We start from the raw sequence: 23,779 nt of genomic DNA on the forward strand, positions 1-23,779 counted from the left end.
CTGGCACGCGGCCGCCGCCGCCCTATATCTGGCGCATGACCCGGATCGTAGCCACCCTCGCCCTCTGCCTCTTCCTCACGCCCGCTCAGGCGGAGGACGCGCCGGCGCCCGACAAGGACGGGGATGTGGGCGAAGGGTTCAGCCTGCTGAACGAGGGGGCGAAGCTGCTTTTCCGCGGGCTGATGGACGAGATGGAGCCCGCCATGCGCGACATGGGCGAGGCGATGGGCGATCTGCAGCCCGCGCTGCGCGACCTGCTGGCAAAGGTGGACGATCTGCGCAACTACGAGGCGCCCGAGCGGCTGCCGAACGGCGACATCCTGATCCGCCGCAAAGCCGATGCGCCACCCCTGCCCGAGGAGACGCCCGCGCCGAAGCCCGACGCGCCCTCCGCGGACGCGCCCGGCATCGAGCTCTGATCAGCCCTTCGCGCGCACCTTCTGCAGAAGCGGCATGACCTCGGACATGTCCGGCCCGTGGGCCTGCCCGGTCAGCGCCTTCCGCAGCGGCATGAAGAGACCCTTGCCCTTGCGGCCCGTGGCTTCCTTCACCGCGGCAGTGAACTGCGCCCAGCTCTCGGGCCCGTAGGGCGGCGGAGGCAGAAGGGTCATGGCCTGACGGATGAAATCCTCATCCTCGGGGTCGATCTGCGGCTCGGCCCCTTCCGAGAAGAGCGTCCACCAGCCGCCCAGATCCTCCAGCACGCCGATATTGTCCTTGGCCACCCGCCAGAAGGGTTCGGCCAGATCGTCCGGCACGCCCAGCGCGGCGATGCGGCCGCGGACGGCCTCGAACGGCAGGCCCTGCACATAGTGGCGGGTCAGCGGGAACAGGTCTTCGGCATCGAACTTGGTCGGCGCCGCGCCGAAGGTGCCCACGTCGAAGCCCGCCAGAAGCTCCTCATGCGTGCGGAAAAGCTCGACCGGCTGCGACGAGCCGAGACGCGCCATCAGCGACAGGAGCGCCATCGGCTCCACCCCCCGCGCGCGCAGGTCGCGTAGGCTGAGCGTGCCCAGCCGCTTCGAGAGCGCCTCGCCCTGCGCCCCGGTCAGCAGCGAATGGTGCGCGAAGGAGGGCGGCGTGCCGCCCAGCGCCTGCATGATCTGGATCTGCGTGGCCGTGTTCGTCACATGGTCGCCGCCGCGGACGATGAAGGTCACGCCCATGTCGATGTCATCGACCGAGGAGGCGAAGGTATAGAGCACCTGCCCGTCGGCCCGGATCAGCACCGGATCCGACACCGAGGCCGCATCGATCGAGATCGGGCCGAGGATGCCGTCCGTCCATTCGATCCGCTCCTGATCGAGCAGGAAGCGCCAGTAGCCGCCGCGCTCCTCGCGCAGACGCGCACGCTCCTCGTCCGAGAGCTTCAGCGCGGCGCGGTCGTAGACCGGCGGCTTGCCCATGTTGAGCAGCTTCTTGCGCTTGAGGTCAAGCTCGGTCGGGCTCTCGAAACATTCGTAGAAGCGGCCCGCCCGGCGCAGCTCGTCGGCGGCCTCCGCGTAACGGTCCAGCCGGTCGGACTGCCGCTCGAGCCGGTCCCAGGTCAGGCCCAGCCACTCGAGATCCTCCATGATCCCGTCGGAATATTCCTGCTTCGACCGCTCGCGGTCGGTATCGTCCAGACGCAGGATGAAGGTGCCGCCGGACTTGCGGGCGATGGCCCAGTTCATCAGCGCGGTGCGGAGATTGCCCACATGGATGTAGCCAGTGGGCGACGGAGCGAAACGGGTAACGGTGGTCATCGGCGGCTCTCCTGATCCCGCTCCTGTTTCACAAGGCGGCGCGATTGTCCAGTTCGGGCCATCGACCGCAGGCGGCAAGGCAGCCTTGCCCGCCGCGGGCAGCTCGTGCGGAGGCACCTTGCCAAGCGCGGCGCACCAGTGCGCCGGCGCTCCGGCCGGCGCGGCGCGGAAGCTCATCCCGGCATCGGCGCCGCCCGCCCGCGAGGAGGCGGACGACGAGCCGTTCCTCCCCTGAGCCTCGCCGCAACGCTCCACCCGACCCGCCCCGAGAGCACGCTTCCCCGGCCGCTCCGCCCAGCCTATGGTTCAGGCATGACACACGATCTTGCCCAGGCTACCGCTCCCGACCTCGACCTCATCGAACGGCTCGCCTGCGAGGCGGTCGAGGCCCTGCCCGCCGCCTACCGCGCACCGGCCGCCGCGGTCCTCCTGCGCGTGGCCGACCTGCCGCCCGACGACATCCTCGACGAGATGGAGATCGACGATCCCTACGAGCTGACCGGCCTCTACGAGGGCGTGCCTCTCCCCGAAAAATCGGTGATGGACCAGCCCGTGCAGCCCGACGCGATCTGGCTCTTCCGGCGGCCGATCCTCGACGAATGGGTGGCGCGGGGCGATGTCACGCTGCGCGAGCTGGTGACGCATGTGATGATCCACGAACTCGCCCACCATTTCGGCTGGTCCGACGAGGATATCGCCTCCATCGATCCGTGGTGGGAATAGGGCCCCTCCCGATCACCTTTGCGTCAGAAGCGCTGTCAGCGGCCTGCGCGCCTCTATGATGAGCCATCACCGAGACAAACCCGGAGGATGCCGATGACCATGACGCGCCGAAACGCCCTTCTGGCCGGAGCCGCCCTGCCGCTCGTCCCTGCCTTCGCCGCCCGCCCCGTCCTTGCCGCGGCCGAAAAGCAGGGCGCGGCCACGCCGCCGTTCCGCCGCTACGCTCTCGGCAGCTTCGAGGTCACGCCGCTTCTCGCCGGCACCCGCGTGCAGGAGGGCCCGAAGGAGATCTTCGCGGCCAATGTCCCGCAGGAGGAATTCGAGGCCGCCGCCCGCGCGGCCTTCCTGCCGACCGACCGGGCGCAGGGCTTCTTCACCCCCACCCTCGTCAACACCGGCTCCGAGCTGATCCTCTTCGACACGGGCCTTGCGCCCGAGGGCATCGTGGCCGCGCTCGAGGCCGCGGGCCATGCGCCCGACGCGGTGGATGTCGTGGTCATCACCCACATGCATGGCGACCATATCGGCGGGCTGATGGAGGGCGACACGCCCACCTTCGCCAAGGCGCGCTACGTCACGGGCCAGGTGGAAAACGACCATTGGTCGGCGCAGGGCAACGAAGGCTACGAGAGCAAGGTGCGCCCGCTCCTCGACAGGATGACCTTCGTGGCGGGCGGCGACGAGGTGGCTCCGGGCATCACGGCGGTCGAGGCCTTCGGCCACACGCCCGGCCACATGGCCTGGCGGCTCGAGAGCGAGGGGCAGGCGCTGATGCTGACGGCCGATGCGGCGAACCATTACGCCTTCTCGCTCGGCCATCCCGACTGGGAGGTGCGCTTCGACATGGACAAGGCCGCGGCCGCCGCTACCCGGCGCGCCCTCTTCGGCCGGATCGCCGAAGAGCGCATCCCCTTCATCGGCTACCACATGCCCTTCCCGGCCATCGGCTTCGTCGAAACGACCGACGAGGGCTTCCGCTTCGTGCCCGAGAGCTACCAGCTGATGCTGAACGGCTGAGGGCACGGGGGGGAAGCGCTGCCGCGCACGGCCCTCCGTGCCCCGCGGCATCCCCTTTCCCCCCGGCACTCGGGGCCATCTCCCCCGCGCAGGCTCCGGCCTGCAGATGGCGCATCGTCAACCGAGAGGCTCGGCTGCAGGCAGCGCCGACGGAGGACCCGATCCGCAAGCGGCCATCCACGCCTTCTCCGAAAGCCGCGCCCGGCGGCCGAAGGCTCGTCAATCCAGCCGGAAGGTCTTGTCGCGGCTCGTGGCCCCCCGCACCAGCGTGAGGCGGCTCTTGGCCACGCCCAGCGCCTTGGCCAGCGCCTCGGTCACGGCGCGGTTGGCCTTGCCGTCCTCGGGCACGCAGGTGACGTGCACCCGCACCACGCCCTCCTGCAGCTCGACCTTCGCCCGCGCGGCGCGGGGCGTCACCCGCACCGCGAAGGGCACGCCCGGCCGGGCCAGATCGGCCAATGCGGGTCCCTCGTCCATCGCTTCCCCCTTGCGCGAGCCTTAGCGCGGACGCAGGCTCGGCGCAAACGGAGGACGGCATGGCCACGGGCTTCTTCTGGGACGAGCGGTGCTTCTGGCACCACGGCGGGAATTACGCCCTGACGCTGCCGGTGGGCGGCCTCGTCCAGCCGGGAGGCGGCCTGCCCGAAAGCCCCGAGACCAAGCGACGGCTGAAGAACCTGCTCGATGTCACCGGCCTCGCGGGCGCGCTCCGGATGCAGGGCGCCCCGCCCGCTTCCGAGGAGGAGTTGCGCCGCGTCCATCCCGCCGCCTACCTGACCGCGTTCAAGGCGCTCTCCGACCGCGGCGGCGGCGAGCTCGGCCTGCGCAGCCCCTTCGGCCGCGACGGCTACGAGACGGCGGCCCTCTCGGCGGGCCTCGCCACGGCGGCGCTCCGCGAGGTGCTGCGGGGCCGCCTCGCCAATGCCTATGCGCTGAGCCGCCCGCCGGGGCACCATTGCCTGCCCGACTGGCCGAACGGCTTCTGCCTCCTCGCCAATATCGCCATCGCGGTCGAGGCGGCCCTGGCCGAGCAGCGGGCGGAGCGGATCGCAGTGGTGGACTGGGACGTGCATCACGGCAACGGGACCGAGGCGATCTTCCTCTCCCGCCCCGAGGTCCTGACCGTCTCGCTGCACCAGGAGCGGAACTATCCGCTCGACACCGGCGGGGCGGAGGTGCGCGGCGAGGGTCCGGGGCACGGCGCGAACCTCAACATCCCGCTGCCGCCCGGCACCGGACACCGCGGCTATCTCGAGGCCATGGACCGGCTGGTGCTGCCCGCGCTCCGCCGTCACCGGCCCGACGCGATCGTGGTGGCCTGCGGCTTCGACGCCTCGGCCATGGATCCTCTCGGCCGCATGATGGCGTCGGCCGACACCTTCCGGGAGATGACGCGGAGGATGAAGGAAGCTGCGGCCGACCTCTGTGAAGGGCGGCTCGTCCTCGTCCACGAGGGCGGCTATTCCGAGGTTCATGTGCCCTTCTGCGGCCATGCGGTGCTGGAAGAGCTCTCGGAGAGCGGCATTCCTGCCCCCGATCCGCTCGGCGCCACGATCCGCGCGCGCCAGCCCGGCCCCGGCTTCGACCGGTTCCTGAGCGAGCATCTCTCGGATCTCGCCGCCCATTTCGGGCTGGGCGGGCCGCGCCCCCCGGGTCCCGTCCCCACCGCGTCCTGAGCCCATCCCCGCAGCTCACGGCACGGCGCCTGCCCCAGCCAGATCCCGTCCCGCCCTCAGGCCTGCCGGGGGCCCGATCAGCCTCCCGCAGGACCGGCTCTCCCCCGCACGGGCGACCCGACGCGTTGCCCAGTGCCCAGCCTCTCGCGGCCCGAGAGCCCTTCGGCCGCGCCTCCCCCCTGGCGCCCCTTACGACGCCGCCGCGCTCACCCGCCCGACACCGGCCGCGTTCCGCCTCGGCCCGCCCCCGCCGTCCCCCGACCCGCGGCCCCATCGCTTTCACTCTGCCCAAATATCCCGGGGGTCCGGGGGCAGCGCCCCCGGCGGTCGGCTCCACGCGCTCAGGCCCCCCAGCTGCGCTCCAGAAGCCCGTACCAGTTCTCGTGGCAGAGCTTGCGCATCAGCGGCTCGTCGTAGCCATGGGCGCGCATCGCGGCCTGCAGCGCGGGCAGGCCGGTCACGTCGGCGATGCCCTGCGGGATCGTGGCCCCGTCGAAGTCCGAGCCCATCCCCACATGATCCTCGCCCAGCCGGTCGATCAGATGATCGAGATGGCGCAGCACCGGCTCCCAGCCCATCTCGGCCGAGCGTCGGCCGTCCTCGCGCAGGAAGGAGGTGGCGAAATTCAGCCCCACCATGCCCCGGCTCTCGCGGATCATCGCGAGCTGGCGGTCGGTCAGGTTGCGGGTCGAGGGCGTGACCGCATGGGCGTTGGAATGGGTCGCGACCAGCGGCGCGTCGCTCAGGCGCGCGACATCGTCGAAGCCCTTTTCGTTCAGGTGCGAGAGGTCGAGCATGATCTTCAGCCGGTTGCATTCGGCCACGAGGCGACGCCCCGCCTCGGTCAGCCCCTCGCCGGTATCGGGCGAGCCGGGGAAGCGGAAGGGCACGCCGTGGCCGAACACCGTGGGGCGGCTCCAGACCGGGCCGAGCGAGCGCAGGCCCAGCGAATGGAAGAGGTGGAGCGCATCGAGATCCGCCCCGATCGCCTCGGCGCCCTCCATATGCATGATGCCCGAGACGATGCCGTCGGCATGGCAGGACCGGACCTCGGCCGCCGTGCGGCAGACCTTGAAGCGGCCGCGGGCCGCGCGTTCCATCCAGAGCAGGTGCCCCGCCATGGCGAGGGCCACGGGCTGCGCCTGCTCGGCCCGGATCATCGGGGGCAGCGGCAGTTCGAAGGGCGGAGCGTCCATCATCGCCTCGAAATGCGCGGCATCGTGGGCCTGCGGCGAGGGGACGTAGATGGCGAAGAAGCCGCCCGCAAAGCCGCCCTCCTTCATCCGCGGCAGGTCGAGATGGCCGGTGCCGTCGCCCTTCAGCCAGATCGTCTCGCGGTTGGCGGGATTGCGCAGGAGGCGCAGGAGGAAGTCGTTGTGTCCGTCGAAGACGGGGATCGTCTCGGTCATGGGCTGCTCTCGGCGGGGCGGTAGCCTTCGGACGCGGCCAGAAGGTCCCGGGTGTAGGGTTCGCGCGCGGCCCGGGCCCGGAGGCCGTCTCGGGTCAGTTCCTCGACCGCCTGCCCGTGCTGCATCACGAGGAGACGCTCGCACATGTGCGCCACGACGGCCAGATCGTGCGAGACGAGAATGTAGGTGAGCCCCCGCTCCGCCCGCAGCCGGTCGAGGAGGTTCAGCACCTCGGCCTGGATCGAGGCATCGAGCGCGGAGGTCGGCTCGTCGAGCAGCATCACCCGCGGCTCGAGGATCAGGGCGCGGGCGATAGCCACCCGCTGCCGCTGTCCGCCCGAAAGCTGGTGGGGATAGCGGAAGCGGAAGCCCTGGCCCAGACCCACCTCGTCGAGCGCGCGCAGGATGCGGGCCTCGCAGTCGTCGAAGCCGTGGATCGCCAGCGGCTCGGCCAGCACGCGGTCGATCGTGTGGCGGGGATGGAGCGAGGCATAGGGGTCCTGAAACACCATCTGCACCCGGCGGTGGAACCCGGCCGAGCGGCGGCGCCAGAGCTCCTCGCCCGCCAGCGTGACGGCGCCCGCCGAGATCGGCGCCAGCCCGCAGATCGCGCGGAGCACCGTGGACTTGCCCGAACCGCTCTCGCCCACGATGCCGTAGCTTTCGCCTTGGTCCACCTGGAACGAGACGCCGCGCACGGCATGGACCTCGCCGAAGCGGACATGGAGGCCGGAGAGGTCGATCAACGCCATCAGAGAGCCCACCGCGCGTCGCGTTCCAGCACCGGCAGCGGCCGGCGCCCCCCCTCGATCCGCGGCAGGCAGTTCAGCAGCCCCTGCGTGTAGGGATGGCGCGCCTGCGCCAGCTCAGCGGCGCGCAGCTCCTCGACCACGCGGCCGGCATACATCACCAGCACCCGGTCGCAGAAGCTGCCGACGAGGCGCAGGTCGTGGCTGATGAAGACGAGGCCCATGCCGCGGTCCTGCACCAGCCTGTCGAGGATGCGCAGGACCTCGATCTGCACCGTGACGTCGAGCGCCGAGGTGGGTTCGTCCGCGATCAGGAGGTCCGGCTCGGCGATCAGCATCATGGCGATCATGGCGCGCTGGCCCATGCCGCCCGACAACTCGTGCGGATAGGCGCCGAAGACGCGGGACGGATCGCGGATCTGCACGGCCTCGAGCATGGCCATCGCGCGGCCCTTCGCCTCGCCGCGCGAGGCGGTGCGGCGCGCGGCCTCGGTCAGCTGGCGGCCGATGGTCATCACCGGGTTCAGCGAGAACTTCGGATCCTGCATGACCATCGACATGCGGATGCCGCGCAGGGCCCGCCACTGGCGCGGCGTGGCGCGGTTGAGGTCGATGCCGTCGAAGGCGAGCCGGTCGGCGGTGGCCCGGCCGGGCGGCGGCGTGAGGCCCAAGATCGCGCGCCCGGTCTGGCTCTTGCCCGAGCCGCTCTCGCCCACGATCCCGAGCCGCTCGCGCCCGAGGGTGAAGCTCACGCCGCGGACCACCTCGGAGGGGCCCTGCCGGGTCGGGAAGGTCACGCGGAGGTTCTCGACCTGAAGGAGCGTCATCGGCGGGTGCTCCGCCCGGCGGAGGCGTCGGAGCCTCCGGCGGGGATATTTGGGCCAGAATGAAAGCCAGGGAGGGCGGCGGCGCGGGAGCGGTTCGGGATCATTTGCGGGCCTTCGGGTCGAGCACGTCGCGCAGCCCGTCGCCCAAGAGGTTGAAGCCGAGCGAGACGGCGAAGATGGCGAGACCGGGCATGGTGGCGACCCACCACTGGTCGATGATGAAGCGGCGGCCGCCCGCGATCATGGCGCCCCATTCGGGCTGCGGCGGCTGCGCGCCGAGGCCGAGGAAGCCCAGGCCCGCTGCGGTCAGGATGATCCCCGCCATGTCGAGCGTTACCCGCACGATCACCGAGGAGAGGCAGAGCGGGGTCACATGGCCCCAGAGGATGCGGGGGGCGGAGGCGCCCTGAAGCCGCGCGGCATTGATGAAGTCGCTGTCGCGGATGGTGAGCGTCTCGGCCCGCGCGAGGCGGGCGTAGGGCGGCCAGGAGGTGAGCGCGATGGCGATGATCGCATTCTCGATCCCCGGCCCGAGCGCCGCGACGAAGGCCAGCGCCAGGATCAGCCGCGGGAAGGCGAGGAAGATGTCGGTCGCCCGCATCAGCACCGTATCGACCCAGCCGCCGAAATAGCCCGCCGTCGTGCCGATGGCGAGGCCGATGGGCGTGGCGATCACCGCCACCAGCCCCACGACCATGAGCGTGAGCCGCGAGCCGTGGATCACCCGGCTCAGGATGTCACGCGCCAGATCGTCGGTGCCCATCGGATGCGCCCACGAGGGGGGCAGCAGCCGCTCGGTGCGCAGATCGCCGCCCACGATCGGATCGTGGGGCGCGATCCAGGGCGCGAGGATCGCCACCGCGATCAGTGCCAGCACGAGGCCCAGCCCCACCATGGCGAGCCGGTTGGCCCTCAGCGCGAGCCAGGTGCGGTAGGCCTGGCCCAGCCGCGCCTGCCGGCGCGAGGCGGGCTCTTCCGTGAGGAGCCATTCGGTCCGGGTCATGGCCGCACCTGCCGCCGCGTGCGCGGGTCGAGGAGCGTGTAGAGCAGGTCCGACAGCAGGTTCAGCGCCACGAAGACCGCGCCGATCACGAGCGTGCCGCCGAGGACGGCGTTCATGTCGGCCACCTGCAGGCTGTTGGTGAGATAGAGGCCGAGCCCCGGCCAGGCGAAGACCGTCTCGGTCAGGACCGAACCTTCGAGGAGGCCCGCATAGGAGAGCGCCACCACGGTCACGAGCGGCACGGCCGCGTTCCTCAGCGCATGGACCCAGACGATGCGCCACTCGGGCACGCCCTTCACGCGGGCGGTGGTGACGTATTCCTGCGCGAGCTCGGCCAGCATGAAGCTGCGCGTCATGCGGCTGATGTAGGCCATCGAGAAATAGCCGAGCAGCGCTCCGGGCAGGATGATGTGCGAGAAGGCATTGCCGAAGGCGTCCCAGGCGCCCTGCAGGGCGCTGTCGAGGAGGAGGAGGCCGGTTGTCACGGTGAAGCTGTATTCATAGGCGATGTCGATGCGGCCCGGCCCCGCGACCCAGCCGAGCCGGGCGTAGAAGACGAGAAGGCCGAGCAGCCCCAGCCAGAAGATCGGCGCCGAATAGCCGACGAGGCCCAGCACGCGGACGATCTGGTCGATGGCGCGGCCCTGCTTGACGGCCGAGACGACGCCCAGGGGAATGCCCGCCAGCGTGCCGATGAGGATCCCCACGGTCGCAAGCTCCAGCGTCGCCGGAAAGACCCGGGCCAGATCGTCGGCCACGGGGCGCTTGGTGAGGAACGAGCTTCCGAGATCGCCCGAGAGCACGTTGTGCAGGTAGATCCAGAACTGCTCCCAGACCGGGCGGTCGAGGCCCATGGCGCGATACATGGCATCGTAGGTGGACTGGCTCGCGCGGTCTCCGACCGCCCGCAGCACCGGGTCCACCGACATGTAGCGGCTGATGACGAAGGTGACGAGAAGGAGGCCCAGGAAGGTCACGGCGACGGTCAGCGCCACCTTGACGCCCTTCCAGAGCCAGAGCGAGAGGGCGCCCGTGCGCCCCCTCCCGATCTGCGGGGTTGCGGCCATCTACTTCGTCACGGCCCGGAACGAGTTGTCGTTGAACGACGGGCCGATGATGTAGCCCTCGACGTTCTTGCGCATGGCGACGACCTCGGATTCCTGGAACATGATGACGAAGGGCGAAGTCTTCAGCACCTCCTCCTGCATGTCGCGATACATCTGGGCGCGCTTCTCGGTGTCACGCTCGAGCACGGCGGCGTCCGCCTTGGCGGTCAGCTCGGGGATCTCCCAGGCGTTGCGCCAGGCCAGCGGCTTCGAGGCCGCATCGTCGGAATTGTCGGGGTTCTGCGCGAAGGTCGCGTTGGTATGCGGGTCCTGATAATCGGGGCCCCACTGGCCGATGTAGATGTCATGCGTCCGCGCGCGGTATTTCTCGAGCGTCTGGCCGCCGTCGCCGGGGATGATCTCGATGGTGATCCCGGCCTGAGCCATGGTCTGCTGGATCGCCTGCGCGATCGAGGTCACCTCGGGCGTGTTGCGGGTGTCCATCGTGACGGTGAAGCCGTCGGGCAGGCCCGCCGCGGCCAGAAGCTCCTTGGCCTTGGCCGGATCGAAGCTGTAGGGGTTCTCGTCCAGCGCGCCGAGGAAGCCCTCGGGCAGGAAGGTCTGGTGCTTCTTCTTCATGCCCTTGACCAGCGTCTCGGCGATGGCGTCGTAATCGACGAGCCATTTCATCGCCTCGCGCACCTCGGGCTTGGCCAGATTCTCGTTCTTCTGGTTCAGGCCGAGATAGAAGATCGTGCCCTTCACCCCGCTCTGGATCTTGATGTCGGGGTTCTGGCTCAGCGCCTCGATCTCTTCGGGAAGGAGCTTGCGCGCAATGTCGATGTCGCCCTGCTCGAGCAGCAGACGCTCGGTCGCGGCCTCGGGAATGTGGCGGTAGATCGCGCGCGCCATGGCGGGCTTGTCGCCGTCCCACTGGTCGTTGCGCTCCATCACGACGGCCTCGTTCGCGCGCCATTCGCGGATGGTGAAGGGGCCGGAGCCCGCGTAGTTCGTCTTGAGCCAGTTGTAGCCCCAGTCGCCGTCCGCTTCGTTCGACTGGACGAGATCCTTGTCCACCACCGAGGCGACCGTCGCCGTCAGGCAGTAGAGCAGGAAGGTCGGCGCATAGGCCTTGTCCATCTCGAAGGTGAAGGAATAATCGCCGGTCTGCTTCACCTTCTCCTCGACGTTGTCCGGCGTCAGGCCGAACTGGCCGAGGATGAAGGCCGGCGACTTGTCCAGCTTCACGGCCCGCACGAGGCTGTAGACCACGTCCTCGGCGGTCAGGTCGTTGCCCGAGGCGAACGTCTTGCCCTCGCGCACCTTGAAGCTCATGGTCAGGCCGTCCTCCGACAGCTCCCAGCTTTCCGCCACGCGCCCGAAGATGTTCGAGACGTCGTTGACGTCGTAGCCGATGATCGTCTCGTAGCTGTTGCCGATGATCTCCGATGCGGTGAATTCGAACACCTCGGCCGGGTCGAGCGTGATCATGTCGTCGATCGCCCAGGCCTGGATGAAGGTGTCGGGTGGCGTCTCGGCGGAAAGCGGAGCCGTGGTCAGGGCGAATGCGGCAACGGCCGCCGTCGCCAGCAAGCGCGCTCGGATGAACATGGAGGACCCCCTGTCGATGTTTTTCATGGCTCCTGTCCGGCAGCGCGGGGCGCTCGGGCGGGCCACCGCGCCATGGTGAGCCGCCGGTCACGAAGCTGTCAAGGCCGGCTCTCGGATTGGGAAAGATGACCCTCCGGCAGGAGCCCAGACCGTGAGCTTCGTGCATGGCGGACGGCGCGCGACGCCCATGAACCGGGCGCCACGGCGAAAGGCTCCACGCGCCGGGCGCAGGGGTCCGCGGCCCCTCCGCGCGCCGCAGGGCGGCGGGGCGATGGGCGCTTGACCCTGCGCGCCCGATCCTCAAGATCGCGGCCAAAGGAGACGCCCATGCCCGACCCGAAGCCCGAGGTTCTCGACTTCCTGCTGAGCCGCCGTTCGCGGCCCGCCAAGACGCTCGCCCTGCCGGTGCCCGACCGCGCGGCGCTGGCGCCGATCCTCACGGCCGCGCTGCGCACGCCCGATCACGGCAAGCTCGAACCCTGGCGGCTGATCGTGCTCGAGGCGGGCGCCATGCCGCGGCTGGCGGCGCTGGCCGATGCCCGCGCCGAGGCGCTGGCCCTCGACCCGGACAAGAGCGCCAAGGGTCGCGCGCAGTTCGCACAGAGCCACCTCGCCGTGGTGGTGGTGGCGCGCCCCGAGCCTTCCGACAAGGTGCCCGAGATCGAGCAGATCCTTTCGGCGGGCGCGGTCTGCCTGTCGCTTCTGAACGCGGCGCAGGCGGCGGGCTGGGGGGCCAACTGGCTCACCGGCTGGCCGGCCTACGACCGCGGCTTCCTCCGCGAGGGCCTGGGCCTTGCGGAGACCGAGTTCGTCGCGGGCATCGTTCATATCGGCAGCGAGACCGTCGCTCCGCCCGAGCGCCCGCGGCCCGATGTTGCCAGTCTCACCACATGGGTAAGCGAATGATCCGGGACTTCCTCCGCGCCATAGGCCAGATCGGCGACCCGCCCTTCCGGCGGGTCGTGCTCTTCGGCATAGGGCTCGCGCTCCTGCTGCTGATGGCCGTCTATACCGGCTTCCTGTTCCTTCTGAACAGCTTCGTGCCCGACACCGTCTCGATCCCCTGGGTGGGCGAGGTGGGCGGGCTCGACATGCTGCTCTCCTGGGGCTCGGCGGTCCTGATGCTGGGGCTTTCGGTCTTCCTGATGATCCCGGTCGCCTCGGCCTTCACCGGCCTCTTCCTCGACAGCGTGGTCGATGCGGTCGAGGAGAAGCACTATCCGCACCTGCCCCCCGCCACGCCACTGCCGCTGATGGATCAGCTGATCGACAGTGCGAATTTCTTCGCCGTGCTGATCTTCGTCAACATGATCGCGCTCGTGGTCTTCATCTTCGCCGGGCCGGTGGGGCCGATCCTGTTCTGGGCGCTGAACGGCTTCCTGCTCGGGCGGGAATATTTCACGCTGGTGGCGATGCGGAGGCTCGGCCGCGCCGGGGCGAAGTCGCTCCGGGCGCGGCACGCGGGCCAGATCTGGCTCGCGGGCACGCTGATGGCCGCGCCGCTCTCGATCCCGATCCTGAACCTCGTGGTGCCGGTGCTGGGGGTGGCGACCTTCACCCACATCTTCCACCGGCTGAACGGCCGCGGGGCCTGACCGCCCCGCCCGGATCAGAAGGCCGGCTGCGGGGGCATCCGGCCCATCACGTCGATGTCGCGCAGGCTGATCGCGCCCGACAGGATGATCCCGCAGAGAACCGCCCAGACCAGCGTGCCCCAGAGCGTCGTGAGCCAGGCCTTGCGCCGGATCACATAGCCCGCGGGCGCGCCGCGCGGCGTGCCGGGCACCACCTTCCCCGACTCATCCTGGCTCTGCACCCGCAGGGGCAGCAGGATGAAGAACACCATGAACCAGGTCACCGCATAGAGGACGATGGCGCCGGTGATGCTCATACCTGCTCGAGCTCCACGAGGCAGCCGTTGAAGTCCTTGGGATGGAGGAACAGGACGGGCTTGCCATGCGCCCCGATCTTCGGCTCGCCCGACCCCAGCACCCGCGCGCCCGCCTCCTTCAGCCGGTCGCGTGCGGCGAGGATGTCCTCGACCTCGTAGCAGATGTGATGGATGCCGCCGGCCGGGTTCTTCTCGAGGAAGCCCGCGATGGGCGAGCCCTCGCCCAGCGGATGAAGCAGCTCGATCTTCGTGTTCGGCAGGGTGATGAAGATCACCGTCACGCCGTGGTCGGGCTCGTCCTGCGGCGCCCCCACCTCGGCCCCGAGCGTGTTGCGATACTGTGCCGCCGCAGCCTCGAGGTCGGGCACGGCGATGGCCACATGGTTCAGGCGTCCGATCATTCTCTCTCCTCCGTCCGGTGGCCCGTTATGAAAGCCGCCCCCTGCCCGCGCAAGAGGGCAGCCCGTCGCGCGGACCTCCCCGGTCCGGCACGTCCGGGGCGGGCCCGGATCGCACGAGAGCCCTCCGCCCCGCCGGGCGCCGGCACCGGGCTTCGCTCGGACGGCGGCTTTTTTGTCATCGGGAGAGAGCCCGCTTAACCCGATCTTGACCCGGATCGGCTTCGATGGCGCCAGCCGAGAGCCCCGGAAGGATCCGCGATGCCCCACCTGCACCTCCTCCCCGATCCGATGCCGTCCTTCGTCCCGCGCCCCCTGCGCGGGCCGCTGCCCCTTGCGGGGCTCACGGTGCTCGCGGTGGAGGACAGCCACTTCGCGGCCGAGGCCATGCGGCTGCTCTGCCACCGCTCGGGCGCGAAACTGCGGCGGGCCGACGACATGGAGACCGCCCGCCGGCATCTGGACCGCTACTGCCCCGATGCGGCCATCGTCGATCTGGGCCTGCCGGACGGGGCAGGCGAAATGCTCATCGCCGAAATGGCGACGCGCCCCGGCCTCGTCATTCTCGCGGCGAGCGGCGACCCCTCGCGGCGCGAGGCCGCGCTCGAGGCCGGGGCGCACGCCTTCCTCGAAAAGCCGCTCGACAGTCTGGCGCTGTTTCAGCAGGTGCTGCTCGACCATCTGCCGGGCCGCCCCCGCCTCGCCGAGGACGAGATGCTGCCTCCGCCCGATCCCTTCTCCCTGCGCGAGGACCTGACCCGGGCCGCCGAACTCGCCGCGACCCTGCTGCCGGGCACGGCGCGGGCGCGCTATCTCGCAGGCTTCGTGGCCGGCGTCGCGCGCAGCAGCGGCGACAAGGCGCTGGAACAGGCCGCCCGCCACGCGCCCGACTGCCCCGACGCGCTCGACCTGCTCCGCCGGCTGATCGCCGTCCGCCTCGCGGCGGCGGCGCCGGCCTTCTGACCTATGGAAGAGGGTGATGCCTGCCCCTCAAGACGCCCGCACAAGGGCAAGCGGCGAGGCCCCGGGCCAGCCACGCTCCATCCGAGTTCCTTGGGACATCCCTCGGTCAGCCGATTGAGAGGTCTCATAAAGCCGGAGCCTCGGCGCGGCAGGATCGCACCTAGCCGAGAGCCGGATCTGCGGCTCCGCCGCGCGCCAGCGCCGTCAGATCCGACAGCCGCTCGATCTGCTGCCCCGAGGCGTCGAAATTGCGCGGCGCAAGCCACAGCTCGAATGCCTCGCGCAAGGCGGGCCATTCGCGGTCGATCACCGAGAACCAGGCTGTGTCGCGGTTGCGGCCCTTGACCACCGTCGCCTGCCGGAAGGTGCCCTCGTAGCTGAAGCCCAGCCGCTGCGCCGCCCGCCGCGACGCAAGGTTCAACGCGTCGCACTTCCATTCCACGCGCCGGTAGCCCGCGGCGAAGCTCCAGGCCATCATCAGAAACAGCGCCTCGGTCGCGGCCGGCGTCCGCTGCAGCCCGGGCGAGAGGCAGATATGGCCGATCTCGATGCTTCCCGCCTCGGGCGCGATCCGCAGGAAGCTCGCCACCCCGCCGCAATGGCCGGTGGTCCGGTCCCGGATCACATGAAACAGCGGATCGGCGCTCTCCTCGACCGTGCGCACCCAGTGATGATAGGCGGCCGTCGAGGCGAAGGGGCCGTAGGGCAGATAATCCCAGACCGCCTCGTCGGGCGAGAAGGCCTGATGGAGATCCGCCGCATGGCGGTCCGCCGACAGCCTCTCCAGCCGGACATGGCGCCCCTCGAGCCCCTCGTCCCCCGAGGGGCGCGGCGGCGCCTGCCAGCCCGGAACCGGCTCGCCGAACCGCTTCACGCCTCAGTCCTTCGGCACGACGCGCAGGCGCAGCTCGCGCAGCTGCTCGTTGGTGGGCTCCGAGGGCGCGCCCATCAGCAGATCCTCGGCGCGCTGGTTCATCGGGAACATGATGACCTCGCGGATGTTCGCCTCGTCGGCCAGCAGCATCACGATCCGGTCGATCCCGGCCGCGCAGCCGCCGTGCGGCGGAGCGCCGTAGCGGAAGGCCTTGACCATGCCGCCGAACCGCTTCTCGACCTCTTCCTTCGGATAGCCCGCCAGTTCGAAGGCCTTGAACATGATTTCGGGCTTGTGGTTGCGGATCCCGCCCGAGATCAGCTCATAGCCGTTGCAGGCAAGGTCGTACTGATAGGCATGCACCTTCAGCGGATCGCCCTCCAGCGCCTCCATGCCCCCCTGCGGCATCGAGAAGGGGTTGTGGCTGAAGTCGATCTTGCCCTCGTCGTCCTTCTCGTACATCGGGAAATCGACGATCCAGGCGAACTTGAAGCAGTTCTCCTCGGTCAGCCCCAGCTCGCGGCCGATCTCGGTGCGCGCGCGGCCCGCGACGGCCTCGAAGGTCTCGGGCTTGCCGCCGAGGAAGAAGGCCGCATCGCCCTCGCCCAGCCCCAGCTGCTGCCGGATCGCCTCGGTCCGCTCGGGGCCGATGTTCTTGGCCAGCGGCCCCGCGGCCTCCATCGCCCCGTCGTCGCCCTTGCGCCAGAAGATGTAGCCCATGCCCGGCAGGCCCTGGGACTGCGCGAAGGCGTTCATCCGGTCGCAGAATTTCCGGCTGCCGCCCGTGGGCGCCGGGATCGCGCGGATCTCGGTGCCCTCGTTCTCGAGAAGCTTGGCGAAGATCGCAAAGCCCGAGCCCGCGAAATGCTCGCTCACCACCTGCATCTTGATCGGGTTGCGCAGGTCGGGCTTGTCCGACCCGTACCAGAGCATCGCATCGCGATAGGCGATCCGCGGCCAGTCGGCATCCACGCGCTTGCCGTGGCCGAACTCCTCGAACAGCCCCTGGATCACCGGCTGCACGGCCGCGAACACATCCTCCTGCTCCACGAAGCTCATCTCGATGTCGAGCTGGTAGAAGTCGGTGGGCGAGCGGTCGGCGCGCGGGTCCTCGTCGCGGAAGCAGGGCGCGATCTGGAAGTAGCGGTCGAAGCCCGCCACCATGATCAGCTGCTTGAACTGCTGCGGCGCCTGCGGCAGGGCATAGAACTTGCCCGGATGGAGCCGCGACGGCACGAGAAAGTCGCGCGCGCCCTCGGGCGAGGAAGCGGTGATGATCGGCGTCTGGAACTCGTTGAAACCCGCGCCCCACATCCGGTTGCGCAAGGACCGCACCACGTTCGAGCGCAGCATCATGTTCTGGTGCAGCTTCTCGCGCCGCAGGTCGAGGAAGCGGTAGGTGAGCCGCGTCTCCTCGGGATAGTCGGTCTCGCCGAACACCGGCAGCGGCAGCTCGTCCGCCGCGCCCAGCACACTCATGCCGGTGGCATAGACCTCGATCTCGCCGGTCGCGAGCTTGGGGTTCACCAGCGACGCGTCGCGCGCCTTCACCCGGCCCTCGATGCGGATCACCCATTCGGCCCGCACCGTCTCGAGCTCGGCAAAGGCCGGCGAGTCGGCGTCGGCGATCACCTGGGTGATACCGTAATGGTCGCGCAGGTCGAGGAACAGGACGCCGCCGTGGTCGCGCACACGGTGCACCCAGCCCGAGAGCCGCACCTCCTGACCGACATGCGCGGCATTCAGTTCCGTGCAGGTATGGCTGCGATAGGCGTGCATTCGGCTCCCCTTCCCGAGGCTCTGGTTCGTCCGGGCCGATACACTCCGGGACGGGAGGGAAGTCAAGCCGCCGCCCTTTCACGCTGGCACAAATATCCCCCGCGGAGCGGCCTGAGCCGGGGCGGCCCCGCCGCCGCGGCGAGGCAGGAAACCGGGCGGGAACCGCCTCCTTCGGGCTTGGGAGGGATCCCCGCGCAGATCCCGGGCGCACGGGCTCAGGGCGTCTCGCCCGCCCACTCCGCCGGGATCAGCCCGCGCAGCGAATTGCCGACCCAGAGCCGCACCCGCGGCAGGGCCTCCCCCGGCAGCGGCGCCTCGCGGCACCGCCCTGTCTCGAGCATGGTCTCGCGCAGGATCCCGGGCAGGAGGCCCGCCTCGAGCGGCGGGGTCCGCATCCCCTCGCCCGCATCGAAGAAGACCGTGGTGATCGTGCCGTCGCAGACCTCGCCGCGCTCGTTCAGCAGGAGCCGTTCGTCGAGATCCGCGGGCAGGTCCGCCCGCGCCGCGTCATAGGCCGCCCGCCGGTTCGACTTCACCCGCAGCCACGGATCGCCCGAGGCGAGGCGCTGGGCGGCAAGCCCCACCCGCCAGACCGGCTTCGCCGCCGGCAGGGGGGTTGCCTCGACGGTCAGGCGACCCGTGCCATCGAGCGTGAGGCGCATCCGCGCCGGACCCTCGGGCACCGCGGCCTTCAGCGCGGCGCCCGCGCCCGCCGCGCACCAGCCCAGACGCGAGGCCGCCGTCTCGAGCCGCTGGAGATGCCGGCGCAACCGGATCAGCCGCATCCCGTCCCAGAGCATCGTCTCGATCAGCCGCAGGTCGGGGTCGTCGGCAGCTCGGCGAAGCGGGTCTTCCACAAGGCTTCCTCCCATTCACCGGGCGCGGTCGAATCCTGTACGATGCCGCCGCCCACATCGAGCCGCAGCTCCCCGCCCGGAAACAGGCGCAGCGTGCGGATCGCCACATTGAAGGCCGCGCGCCCGTCCGGCGCCATCCAGCCCATCGCCCCGCAATAGAGACCGCGGGGAAAAGGTTCCAGCTCGGCGATGATCTCCATCGCCCGGATCTTGGGCGCCCCCGTCACCGAACCGCAGGGAAAGAGCGCGGGCAGAAGCCCCGACAGGCCCGGCCGTCCGATCAGTCGCCCCGTCACCCGGCTCACCATCTGATGGACGGTGGCATAGCTTTCGATCGCGAACAGCTCGGGCACCCGGACGGAACCCAGCTCGGCGATCCGGCCGATGTCGTTGCGCAGGAGATCGACGATCATCAGGTTTTCGGCGCGGCCCTTCTCGCTCGATCCGAGGATCTCCGCGAGCTCCGCGTCGCGCGCGGGATCGGGGTCGCGGGGCGCGGTGCCCTTCATCGGCCGGGTCGAGATCCGCCCCTCGGCGTCGCAGTCGAAAAACAGTTCCGGCGAGGCCGAGATCGCCACCGGCCCGCCCAGATCGCAGAAGGCGCCCTGCCCCACCGGCTGGCGCGCCCGCAGCGCCCCGTAAAGGCCGAGCGCACTGCCCGCCTCGAGTCGGCCGTCGAGCGGGAAGGTGAGGTTCACCTGATAGCAGTCGCCCGCCGCGATATAGGCCATGAGCCGGCCGAAGGCCGCATCATAGTCGGCGCGAGCGATCCGCGGGCGGAAGGGCGCGAGCCGCACCTCTCCCGCCTCGGCCGCAGCCTGCGCCAGCAGATCGCCCGCGGGCAGCGGCGCGCGGAAGGCGCCGAAAGCCAGAAGCGGCTCCGAGCGCTGCGGCGGCATGAGGCGCGCGAGCCGCGGCTCGAACACCAGCCCCGCCTCGTAGGCCACCGTTCCCGCGATCCAGAACCCTTCGGCCCGCAGCGCATCGAGGCGCGCAAGCGCGGGCGCCAGCGCCGCGGGCTCCTCCACGATCACCGTCTCGACGGGCTCCCGGAACAGGGCCGGGCCGGACCGGGGTCCGTTCTCGCACAGGAACACGCTCTTCTCCCTTCTCGTCGGGAGCATCTAGCACGGCAGGCCGGCCCGCGGACAGCCCGGCTGCGACGTGACGCAAGAGGGTTGCGCCGCGCGGCGGCAAGTCTATAACCGCGCCAATTTGCGCAGAGCGTAGAATCCGGACAATCCTGCAGCCCGACCGGCGCGGGACCATAGATGTGGGGCCACAAATGCCGAAGAGAACCGATATCAGCTCGATCATGATCATCGGGGCGGGTCCCATCATCATCGGCCAGGCCTGCGAGTTCGACTATTCCGGCGCCCAGGCCTGCAAGGCGCTGCGCGAAGAGGGCTACCGGGTCATCCTCGTGAACTCGAACCCGGCCACGATCATGACCGATCCGGGTCTCGCGGATGCCACCTACATCGAGCCGATCACCCCCGAGGTCGTGGCCAAGATCATCGAGAAGGAGCGCCCCGATGCGCTCCTGCCCACGATGGGCGGGCAGACCGGCCTCAACACCGCGCTCGCGCTGGCCGACATGGGTGTCCTCGAGAAGTTCGGCGTCCAGCTCATCGGCGCGAACCGCGAGGCCATCGAGATGGCCGAGGACCGCAAGCTGTTCCGCGAGGCGATGGACCGGATCGGGCTCGAGAACCCCAAGGCCACCATCATCGCCGCGCCGAAGCTCGAAAACGGGCGCTACGACATCAATGCGGGCGTGGCCGAGGCGATGGCCGCCATCGAATATGTGGGCCTGCCCGCGATCATCCGCCCCGCCTTCACGCTGGGCGGCACCGGCGGCGGCGTGGCCTACAACCGCGACGATTACGAGGCCATCTGCCGCTCGGGGCTCGATGCCTCGCCGGTGGCGCAGATCCTCGTCGATGAAAGCCTGCTCGGCTGGAAGGAATATGAGATGGAGGTGGTCCGCGACCGCGCGGACAATGCCATCATCGTCTGTTCCATCGAGAACGTGGACCCGATGGGCGTCCATACCGGCGACTCGATCACCGTGGCGCCGGCGCTGACGCTGACCGACAAGGAATATCAGATCATGCGCAACGGCAGCATCGCCGTGCTGCGCGAGATCGGCGTCGAGACCGGCGGGTCGAACGTGCAATGGGCGATCAACCCCGCGGACGGCCGCATGGTCGTGATCGAGATGAACCCGCGCGTCTCGCGCTCGTCCGCGCTGGCCTCCAAGGCCACGGGCTTCCCTATCGCGAAGATCGCGGCGAAGCTGGCCGTGGGCTATACGCTCGACGAGCTCGACAACGACATCACCAAGGTCACGCCCGCCTCGTTCGAGCCGTCCATCGACTATGTCGTGACCAAGATCCCGCGCTTCGCCTTCGAGAAGTTCCCGGGGAGCAAGCCGGAGCTCACCACCGCGATGAAATCGGTGGGCGAGGTCATGGCCATCGGCCGCACCTTCCACGAATCGATGCAGAAGGCGCTGGCCTCGCTCGAGACCGGCCTGTCGGGCTTCGACGAGATCGAGATCCCCGGCGCCCCCGACAAGGCCGCGGTCATCAAGGCCATCTCGGCCCAGACCCCGGACCGGCTGCGGCTGATCGCGCAGGCGATGCGGCACGGGCTGACCGAGGACGAGATCCAGGCCGCGACGGCCTTCGATCCGTGGTTCCTCGCCCGCATCCGCGAGATCGTCGAGGCCGAGGCCGAGATCCGCGCCAAGGGCCTGCCCGTGACCGAGGCCGCGCTGCGCAGGCTGAAGATGATGGGCTTCACCGACGCGCGTCTGGCCAAACTCACCGGCCGCGACGAGGGTCAGGTGCGCCGCGCGCGCCGGAACCTCGGGGTGAAGGCGGTCTTCAAGCGCATCGACACCTGCGCGGCCGAGTTCGAGGCCCAGACCCCCTACATGTATTCCACCTACGAGGCCCCCGCGATGGGCGACGTGGAATGCGAGGCCCGGCCCTCGGGCGCGAAGAAGGTGGTGATCCTCGGCGGCGGCCCGAACCGGATCGGTCAGGGCATCGAGTTCGACTATTGCTGCTGCCATGCCTGCTTCGCGCTGACCGCGGCGGGCTATGAAACCATCATGATCAACTGCAACCCCGAGACCGTGTCGACCGACTACGACACCTCGGACCGGCTCTATTTCGAGCCGCTGACGCTCGAACATGTGCTGGAAATCCTGCGCGTCGAGCAGGACAACGGCACCCTTCACGGCGTGATCGTGCAGTTCGGCGGCCAGACGCCGCTGAAGCTCGCGCAGGCGCTGGCGGCCGAGGGGATCCCGATCCTCGGCACCACGCCCGACGCCATCGACCTCGCCGAGGACCGCGAGCGGTTCCAGCAGCTCCTGCACAAGCTGGACCTGAAGCAGCCGCACAACGGCATGGCGCGGAGCCGCGACGAGGCCTTCCGCATCGCGGGCGAGATCGGCTATCCGCTGGTGATCCGGCCCTCCTATGTGCTCGGCGGCCGCGCGATGGAGATCGTGCGCGACGACGCCCAGCTCGAACGCTACATCCGCGAGGCGGTGCAGGTCTCGGGCACCTCGCCCGTGCTGCTCGACAGCTATCTCTCGGGCGCCATCGAGGTGGATGTGGATGCGCTCTGCGACGGCGAGAACGTGCATGTCGCGGGGATCATGGAACATATCGAGGAGGCGGGGGTCCATTCGGGCGACTCCGCCTGCTGCCTGCCGCCCCATTCGCTCTCGGCCGAGACCATCGCCGAACTGAAGCGCCAGACGGTCGAGATGGCCCGCGCGCTGCATGTGGTGGGCCTGATGAACGTGCAGTTCGCGATCAAGGACGGGGTGATCTTCGTGCTCGAGGTGAACCCGCGCGCCTCGCGGACGGTGCCCTTCGTGGCCAAGGCCACCGACAGCGCCATTGCGTCCATCGCGGCGCGGCTGATGGCGGGCGAGCCGCTCTCGGCCTTCCCGGTGCGCGCGCCCTATCCGGCGGGCGTGGGTCCCGACACCGACCTGCCGCTGGCCGATCCGCTGACGCTCGCCGATCCGATCACGCCCTGGTTCTCGGTCAAGGAATCGGTGCTGCCCTTCGCCCGCTTCCCCGGCGTGGACCCGCTCCTCGGCCCCGAGATGCGCTCGACGGGCGAGGTGATGGGCTGGGACCGCAGCTTCGCGCTGGCCTTCCTCAAGGCGCAGATGGGGGCAGGCACGCATCTGCCCGAGAGCGGGCGCGTGTTCCTGTCCGTCAAGGATGCCGACAAGACCGCGGCGCTGGCCAAGGCCGCGGCCGGGCTCACCGCGATGGGCTTCGAGATCGTGGCGACGAAGGGCACCGCCGCGTGGCTCACCGGGCAGGGCATCGCCTCGACCTCGGTCAACAAGGTCTACGAGGGACGGCCGAACATCGTCGACCGGCTGAAGAACGGCGACATCACGCTGGTGATGAACACGACCGAGGGCGCGCAGGCGATCTCGGACAGCCGCGACATCCGCCGCGTGGCGCTGATGGACAAGATCCCCTACTTCACCACCGCCGCCGCCTCCATCGCCGCCGTCGAGGCGATGCAGGCCCGTGGCGAGGGCTACGGGGTGCGCACCCTCCAGGGCTGACGCGCCCGCGCCCCGGCCGCCATCGCCCGGCCGGGGCGCGCACCCTCCTCTCCCGCCCCGGCACCCCCTCTGCAGCGCGCCGACCCTTCGGTGAACCAGCGACCGGGCAGGCGACGACGCGGACCGGCTTGGTCGGAACGCCGGTGCCGACACGACCCTCGGCGGCAAGGACCAGAGCCGGGCCGGTGCGGACGTCATGACCGACCTGAGCGGCAACGACCGGATGTCCTTTCCGGCGGTCAGGGCAACGACAGAAGGATCGGAGGCGAGACGCCGACCGGTGCCGCCTCACGGCAGGTTCGGGCGCAGGCCGCCTCCGGAAGCGCTCCGGACGGGCGGCCGCCCGCGCCCGCCCTGCCGCGGGATCGGCCTCGCCGCGGGGGAAAGCGCGGCCCGGGCCAGCTATCGCTTGACTTGTGCCCCCAAATCCCCCATCTCCGCCGGGACGCCGACGATCCGCTGCCGCGTGAGCAGCCGCCCGCATGGGCCAGGATCCGGCCGACAGGTTCCCACCGTCACGCAGGGGCACCGCGACGCATCCGTGTCGCCCCGCCTCCCGCCTCCCCCCTCGCCGGGGAGACATTCCCATTCCGCGG

22 protein-coding genes are annotated in these 23,779 nt (G+C 70.1%); 8 read left to right on the plus strand and 14 right to left on the minus strand.

The window, feature by feature from the left end; genetic code table 11:
* Positions 1–35 precede the first annotated feature (35 nt).
* Complete coding sequence (locus RSP_RS12330; protein ID WP_011338495.1) at positions 36–419, plus strand: hypothetical protein; 384 nt, start codon at positions 36–38, stop codon at positions 417–419.
* Here RSP_RS12330 and gltX read toward each other — a convergent pair whose 3' ends face one another.
* Entirely contained in the window at positions 420–1,745 is a 1,326-nt protein-coding gene (gene gltX, locus RSP_RS12335; RefSeq protein WP_011338496.1) for a glutamate--tRNA ligase, read from the minus strand.
* Positions 1,746–2,057: 312 nt separating this feature from the next.
* Between gltX and RSP_RS12340 the strand changes: the two genes are divergently transcribed.
* Together RSP_RS12340 and RSP_RS12345 are read left to right on the plus strand one after the other, a co-directional pair.
* Complete coding sequence (locus tag RSP_RS12340) at positions 2,058–2,468, plus strand: metallopeptidase family protein (RefSeq protein WP_011338497.1); 411 nt, start codon at positions 2,058–2,060, stop codon at positions 2,466–2,468.
* 93 nt (positions 2,469–2,561) lie between these two features.
* Positions 2,562–3,485, plus strand: a complete 924-nt coding sequence (locus RSP_RS12345; RefSeq protein WP_017139953.1) for an MBL fold metallo-hydrolase — start codon at positions 2,562–2,564, stop codon at positions 3,483–3,485.
* A 219-nt stretch (positions 3,486–3,704) separates the two neighbouring features.
* Here the strand turns inward: RSP_RS12345 and RSP_RS12350 are convergent, their stop codons facing one another.
* Positions 3,705–3,962: a DUF167 domain-containing protein gene (locus RSP_RS12350; RefSeq protein ID WP_011338499.1), complete on the minus strand. Its 258-nt coding sequence runs from the start codon at positions 3,960–3,962 to the stop codon at positions 3,705–3,707.
* A 59-nt stretch (positions 3,963–4,021) separates the two neighbouring features.
* Between RSP_RS12350 and RSP_RS12355 the strand changes: the two genes are divergently transcribed.
* Positions 4,022–5,161, plus strand: coding sequence for a class II histone deacetylase (locus RSP_RS12355; RefSeq protein WP_011338500.1), 1,140 nt, complete (start codon positions 4,022–4,024; stop codon positions 5,159–5,161).
* A 341-nt stretch (positions 5,162–5,502) separates the two neighbouring features.
* On the opposite strand, the gene RSP_RS12360 is transcribed toward RSP_RS12355, so the two are convergent.
* From RSP_RS12360 to RSP_RS12385, 6 genes are all read right to left on the minus strand, one after another.
* Positions 5,503–6,570 carry a dipeptidase gene (locus tag RSP_RS12360; RefSeq protein WP_011338501.1) on the minus strand — a complete coding sequence of 356 codons (1,068 nt, stop codon included), beginning with the start codon at positions 6,568–6,570 and terminating at the stop codon, positions 5,503–5,505.
* Positions 6,567–7,322 carry an ABC transporter ATP-binding protein gene (locus tag RSP_RS12365; RefSeq protein ID WP_011338502.1) on the minus strand — a complete coding sequence of 252 codons (756 nt, stop codon included), beginning with the start codon at positions 7,320–7,322 and terminating at the stop codon, positions 6,567–6,569. Before RSP_RS12365 ends, RSP_RS12360 begins: the two co-directional genes overlap by 4 nt.
* Positions 7,322–8,146 carry an ABC transporter ATP-binding protein gene (locus RSP_RS12370; protein WP_011338503.1) on the minus strand — a complete coding sequence of 275 codons (825 nt, stop codon included), beginning with the start codon at positions 8,144–8,146 and terminating at the stop codon, positions 7,322–7,324. The genes RSP_RS12365 and RSP_RS12370 overlap by 1 nt, the downstream gene beginning before the upstream one ends.
* 100 nt (positions 8,147–8,246) lie before the next feature.
* Positions 8,247–9,149, minus strand: coding sequence for an ABC transporter permease (locus tag RSP_RS12375; RefSeq protein WP_011338504.1), 903 nt, complete (start codon positions 9,147–9,149; stop codon positions 8,247–8,249).
* A complete protein-coding gene (locus RSP_RS12380) occupies positions 9,146–10,216 on the minus strand; it encodes an ABC transporter permease (RefSeq protein ID WP_011338505.1) in 1,071 nt (356 codons plus the stop codon). Before RSP_RS12380 ends, RSP_RS12375 begins: the two co-directional genes overlap by 4 nt.
* Positions 10,217–11,833, minus strand: coding sequence for an ABC transporter substrate-binding protein (locus RSP_RS12385; protein ID WP_011338506.1), 1,617 nt, complete (start codon positions 11,831–11,833; stop codon positions 10,217–10,219).
* Between the two features lie 300 nt (positions 11,834–12,133).
* Here RSP_RS12385 and RSP_RS12390 point away from each other — a divergent pair, with 300 nt between their 5' ends.
* Together RSP_RS12390 and RSP_RS12395 are read left to right on the plus strand one after the other, a co-directional pair.
* Positions 12,134–12,712 carry a nitroreductase family protein gene (locus RSP_RS12390; RefSeq protein WP_011841687.1) on the plus strand — a complete coding sequence of 193 codons (579 nt, stop codon included), beginning with the start codon at positions 12,134–12,136 and terminating at the stop codon, positions 12,710–12,712.
* Positions 12,709–13,401, plus strand: coding sequence for an EI24 domain-containing protein (locus tag RSP_RS12395; protein WP_011338508.1), 693 nt, complete (start codon positions 12,709–12,711; stop codon positions 13,399–13,401). The genes RSP_RS12390 and RSP_RS12395 overlap by 4 nt, the downstream gene beginning before the upstream one ends.
* 14 nt (positions 13,402–13,415) lie before the next feature.
* Here the strand turns inward: RSP_RS12395 and RSP_RS12400 are convergent, their stop codons facing one another.
* Both RSP_RS12400 and mce read right to left on the minus strand, forming a co-directional pair.
* Positions 13,416–13,697 carry a DUF1467 family protein gene (locus RSP_RS12400; RefSeq protein WP_011338509.1) on the minus strand — a complete coding sequence of 94 codons (282 nt, stop codon included), beginning with the start codon at positions 13,695–13,697 and terminating at the stop codon, positions 13,416–13,418.
* Positions 13,694–14,098: a methylmalonyl-CoA epimerase gene (gene mce / locus RSP_RS12405; RefSeq protein WP_002720998.1), complete on the minus strand. Its 405-nt coding sequence runs from the start codon at positions 14,096–14,098 to the stop codon at positions 13,694–13,696. Before mce ends, RSP_RS12400 begins: the two co-directional genes overlap by 4 nt.
* 258 nt (positions 14,099–14,356) lie before the next feature.
* Here mce and RSP_RS12410 point away from each other — a divergent pair, with 258 nt between their 5' ends.
* Entirely contained in the window at positions 14,357–15,058 is a 702-nt protein-coding gene (locus RSP_RS12410) for a response regulator (protein WP_011338510.1), read from the plus strand.
* Between the two features lie 160 nt (positions 15,059–15,218).
* On the opposite strand, the gene RSP_RS12415 is transcribed toward RSP_RS12410, so the two are convergent.
* From RSP_RS12415 to RSP_RS12430, 4 genes are all read right to left on the minus strand, one after another.
* Positions 15,219–15,932 (minus strand): GNAT family N-acetyltransferase, encoded by a 714-nt coding sequence (locus RSP_RS12415; protein ID WP_011338511.1) that lies wholly within the window; start codon positions 15,930–15,932, stop codon positions 15,219–15,221.
* Between the two features lie 3 nt (positions 15,933–15,935).
* Positions 15,936–17,711: an aspartate--tRNA ligase gene (gene aspS, locus RSP_RS12420; protein ID WP_011338512.1), complete on the minus strand. Its 1,776-nt coding sequence runs from the start codon at positions 17,709–17,711 to the stop codon at positions 15,936–15,938.
* A 215-nt stretch (positions 17,712–17,926) separates the two neighbouring features.
* Positions 17,927–18,568 carry an aminotransferase class IV family protein gene (locus tag RSP_RS12425; RefSeq protein WP_017139955.1) on the minus strand — a complete coding sequence of 214 codons (642 nt, stop codon included), beginning with the start codon at positions 18,566–18,568 and terminating at the stop codon, positions 17,927–17,929.
* Positions 18,520–19,665: an aminodeoxychorismate synthase component I gene (locus RSP_RS12430; protein ID WP_009561701.1), complete on the minus strand. Its 1,146-nt coding sequence runs from the start codon at positions 19,663–19,665 to the stop codon at positions 18,520–18,522. The genes RSP_RS12425 and RSP_RS12430 overlap by 49 nt, the downstream gene beginning before the upstream one ends.
* 188 nt (positions 19,666–19,853) lie before the next feature.
* Between RSP_RS12430 and carB the strand changes: the two genes are divergently transcribed.
* Positions 19,854–23,183, plus strand: a complete 3,330-nt coding sequence (gene carB, locus RSP_RS12435; protein ID WP_017139956.1) for a carbamoyl-phosphate synthase large subunit — start codon at positions 19,854–19,856, stop codon at positions 23,181–23,183.
* Positions 23,184–23,779 lie beyond the last annotated feature (596 nt).

The sequence above is a fragment of the Cereibacter sphaeroides 2.4.1 genome, assembly GCF_000012905.2.
GTDB lineage: Bacteria > Pseudomonadota > Alphaproteobacteria > Rhodobacterales > Rhodobacteraceae > Cereibacter_A > Cereibacter_A sphaeroides.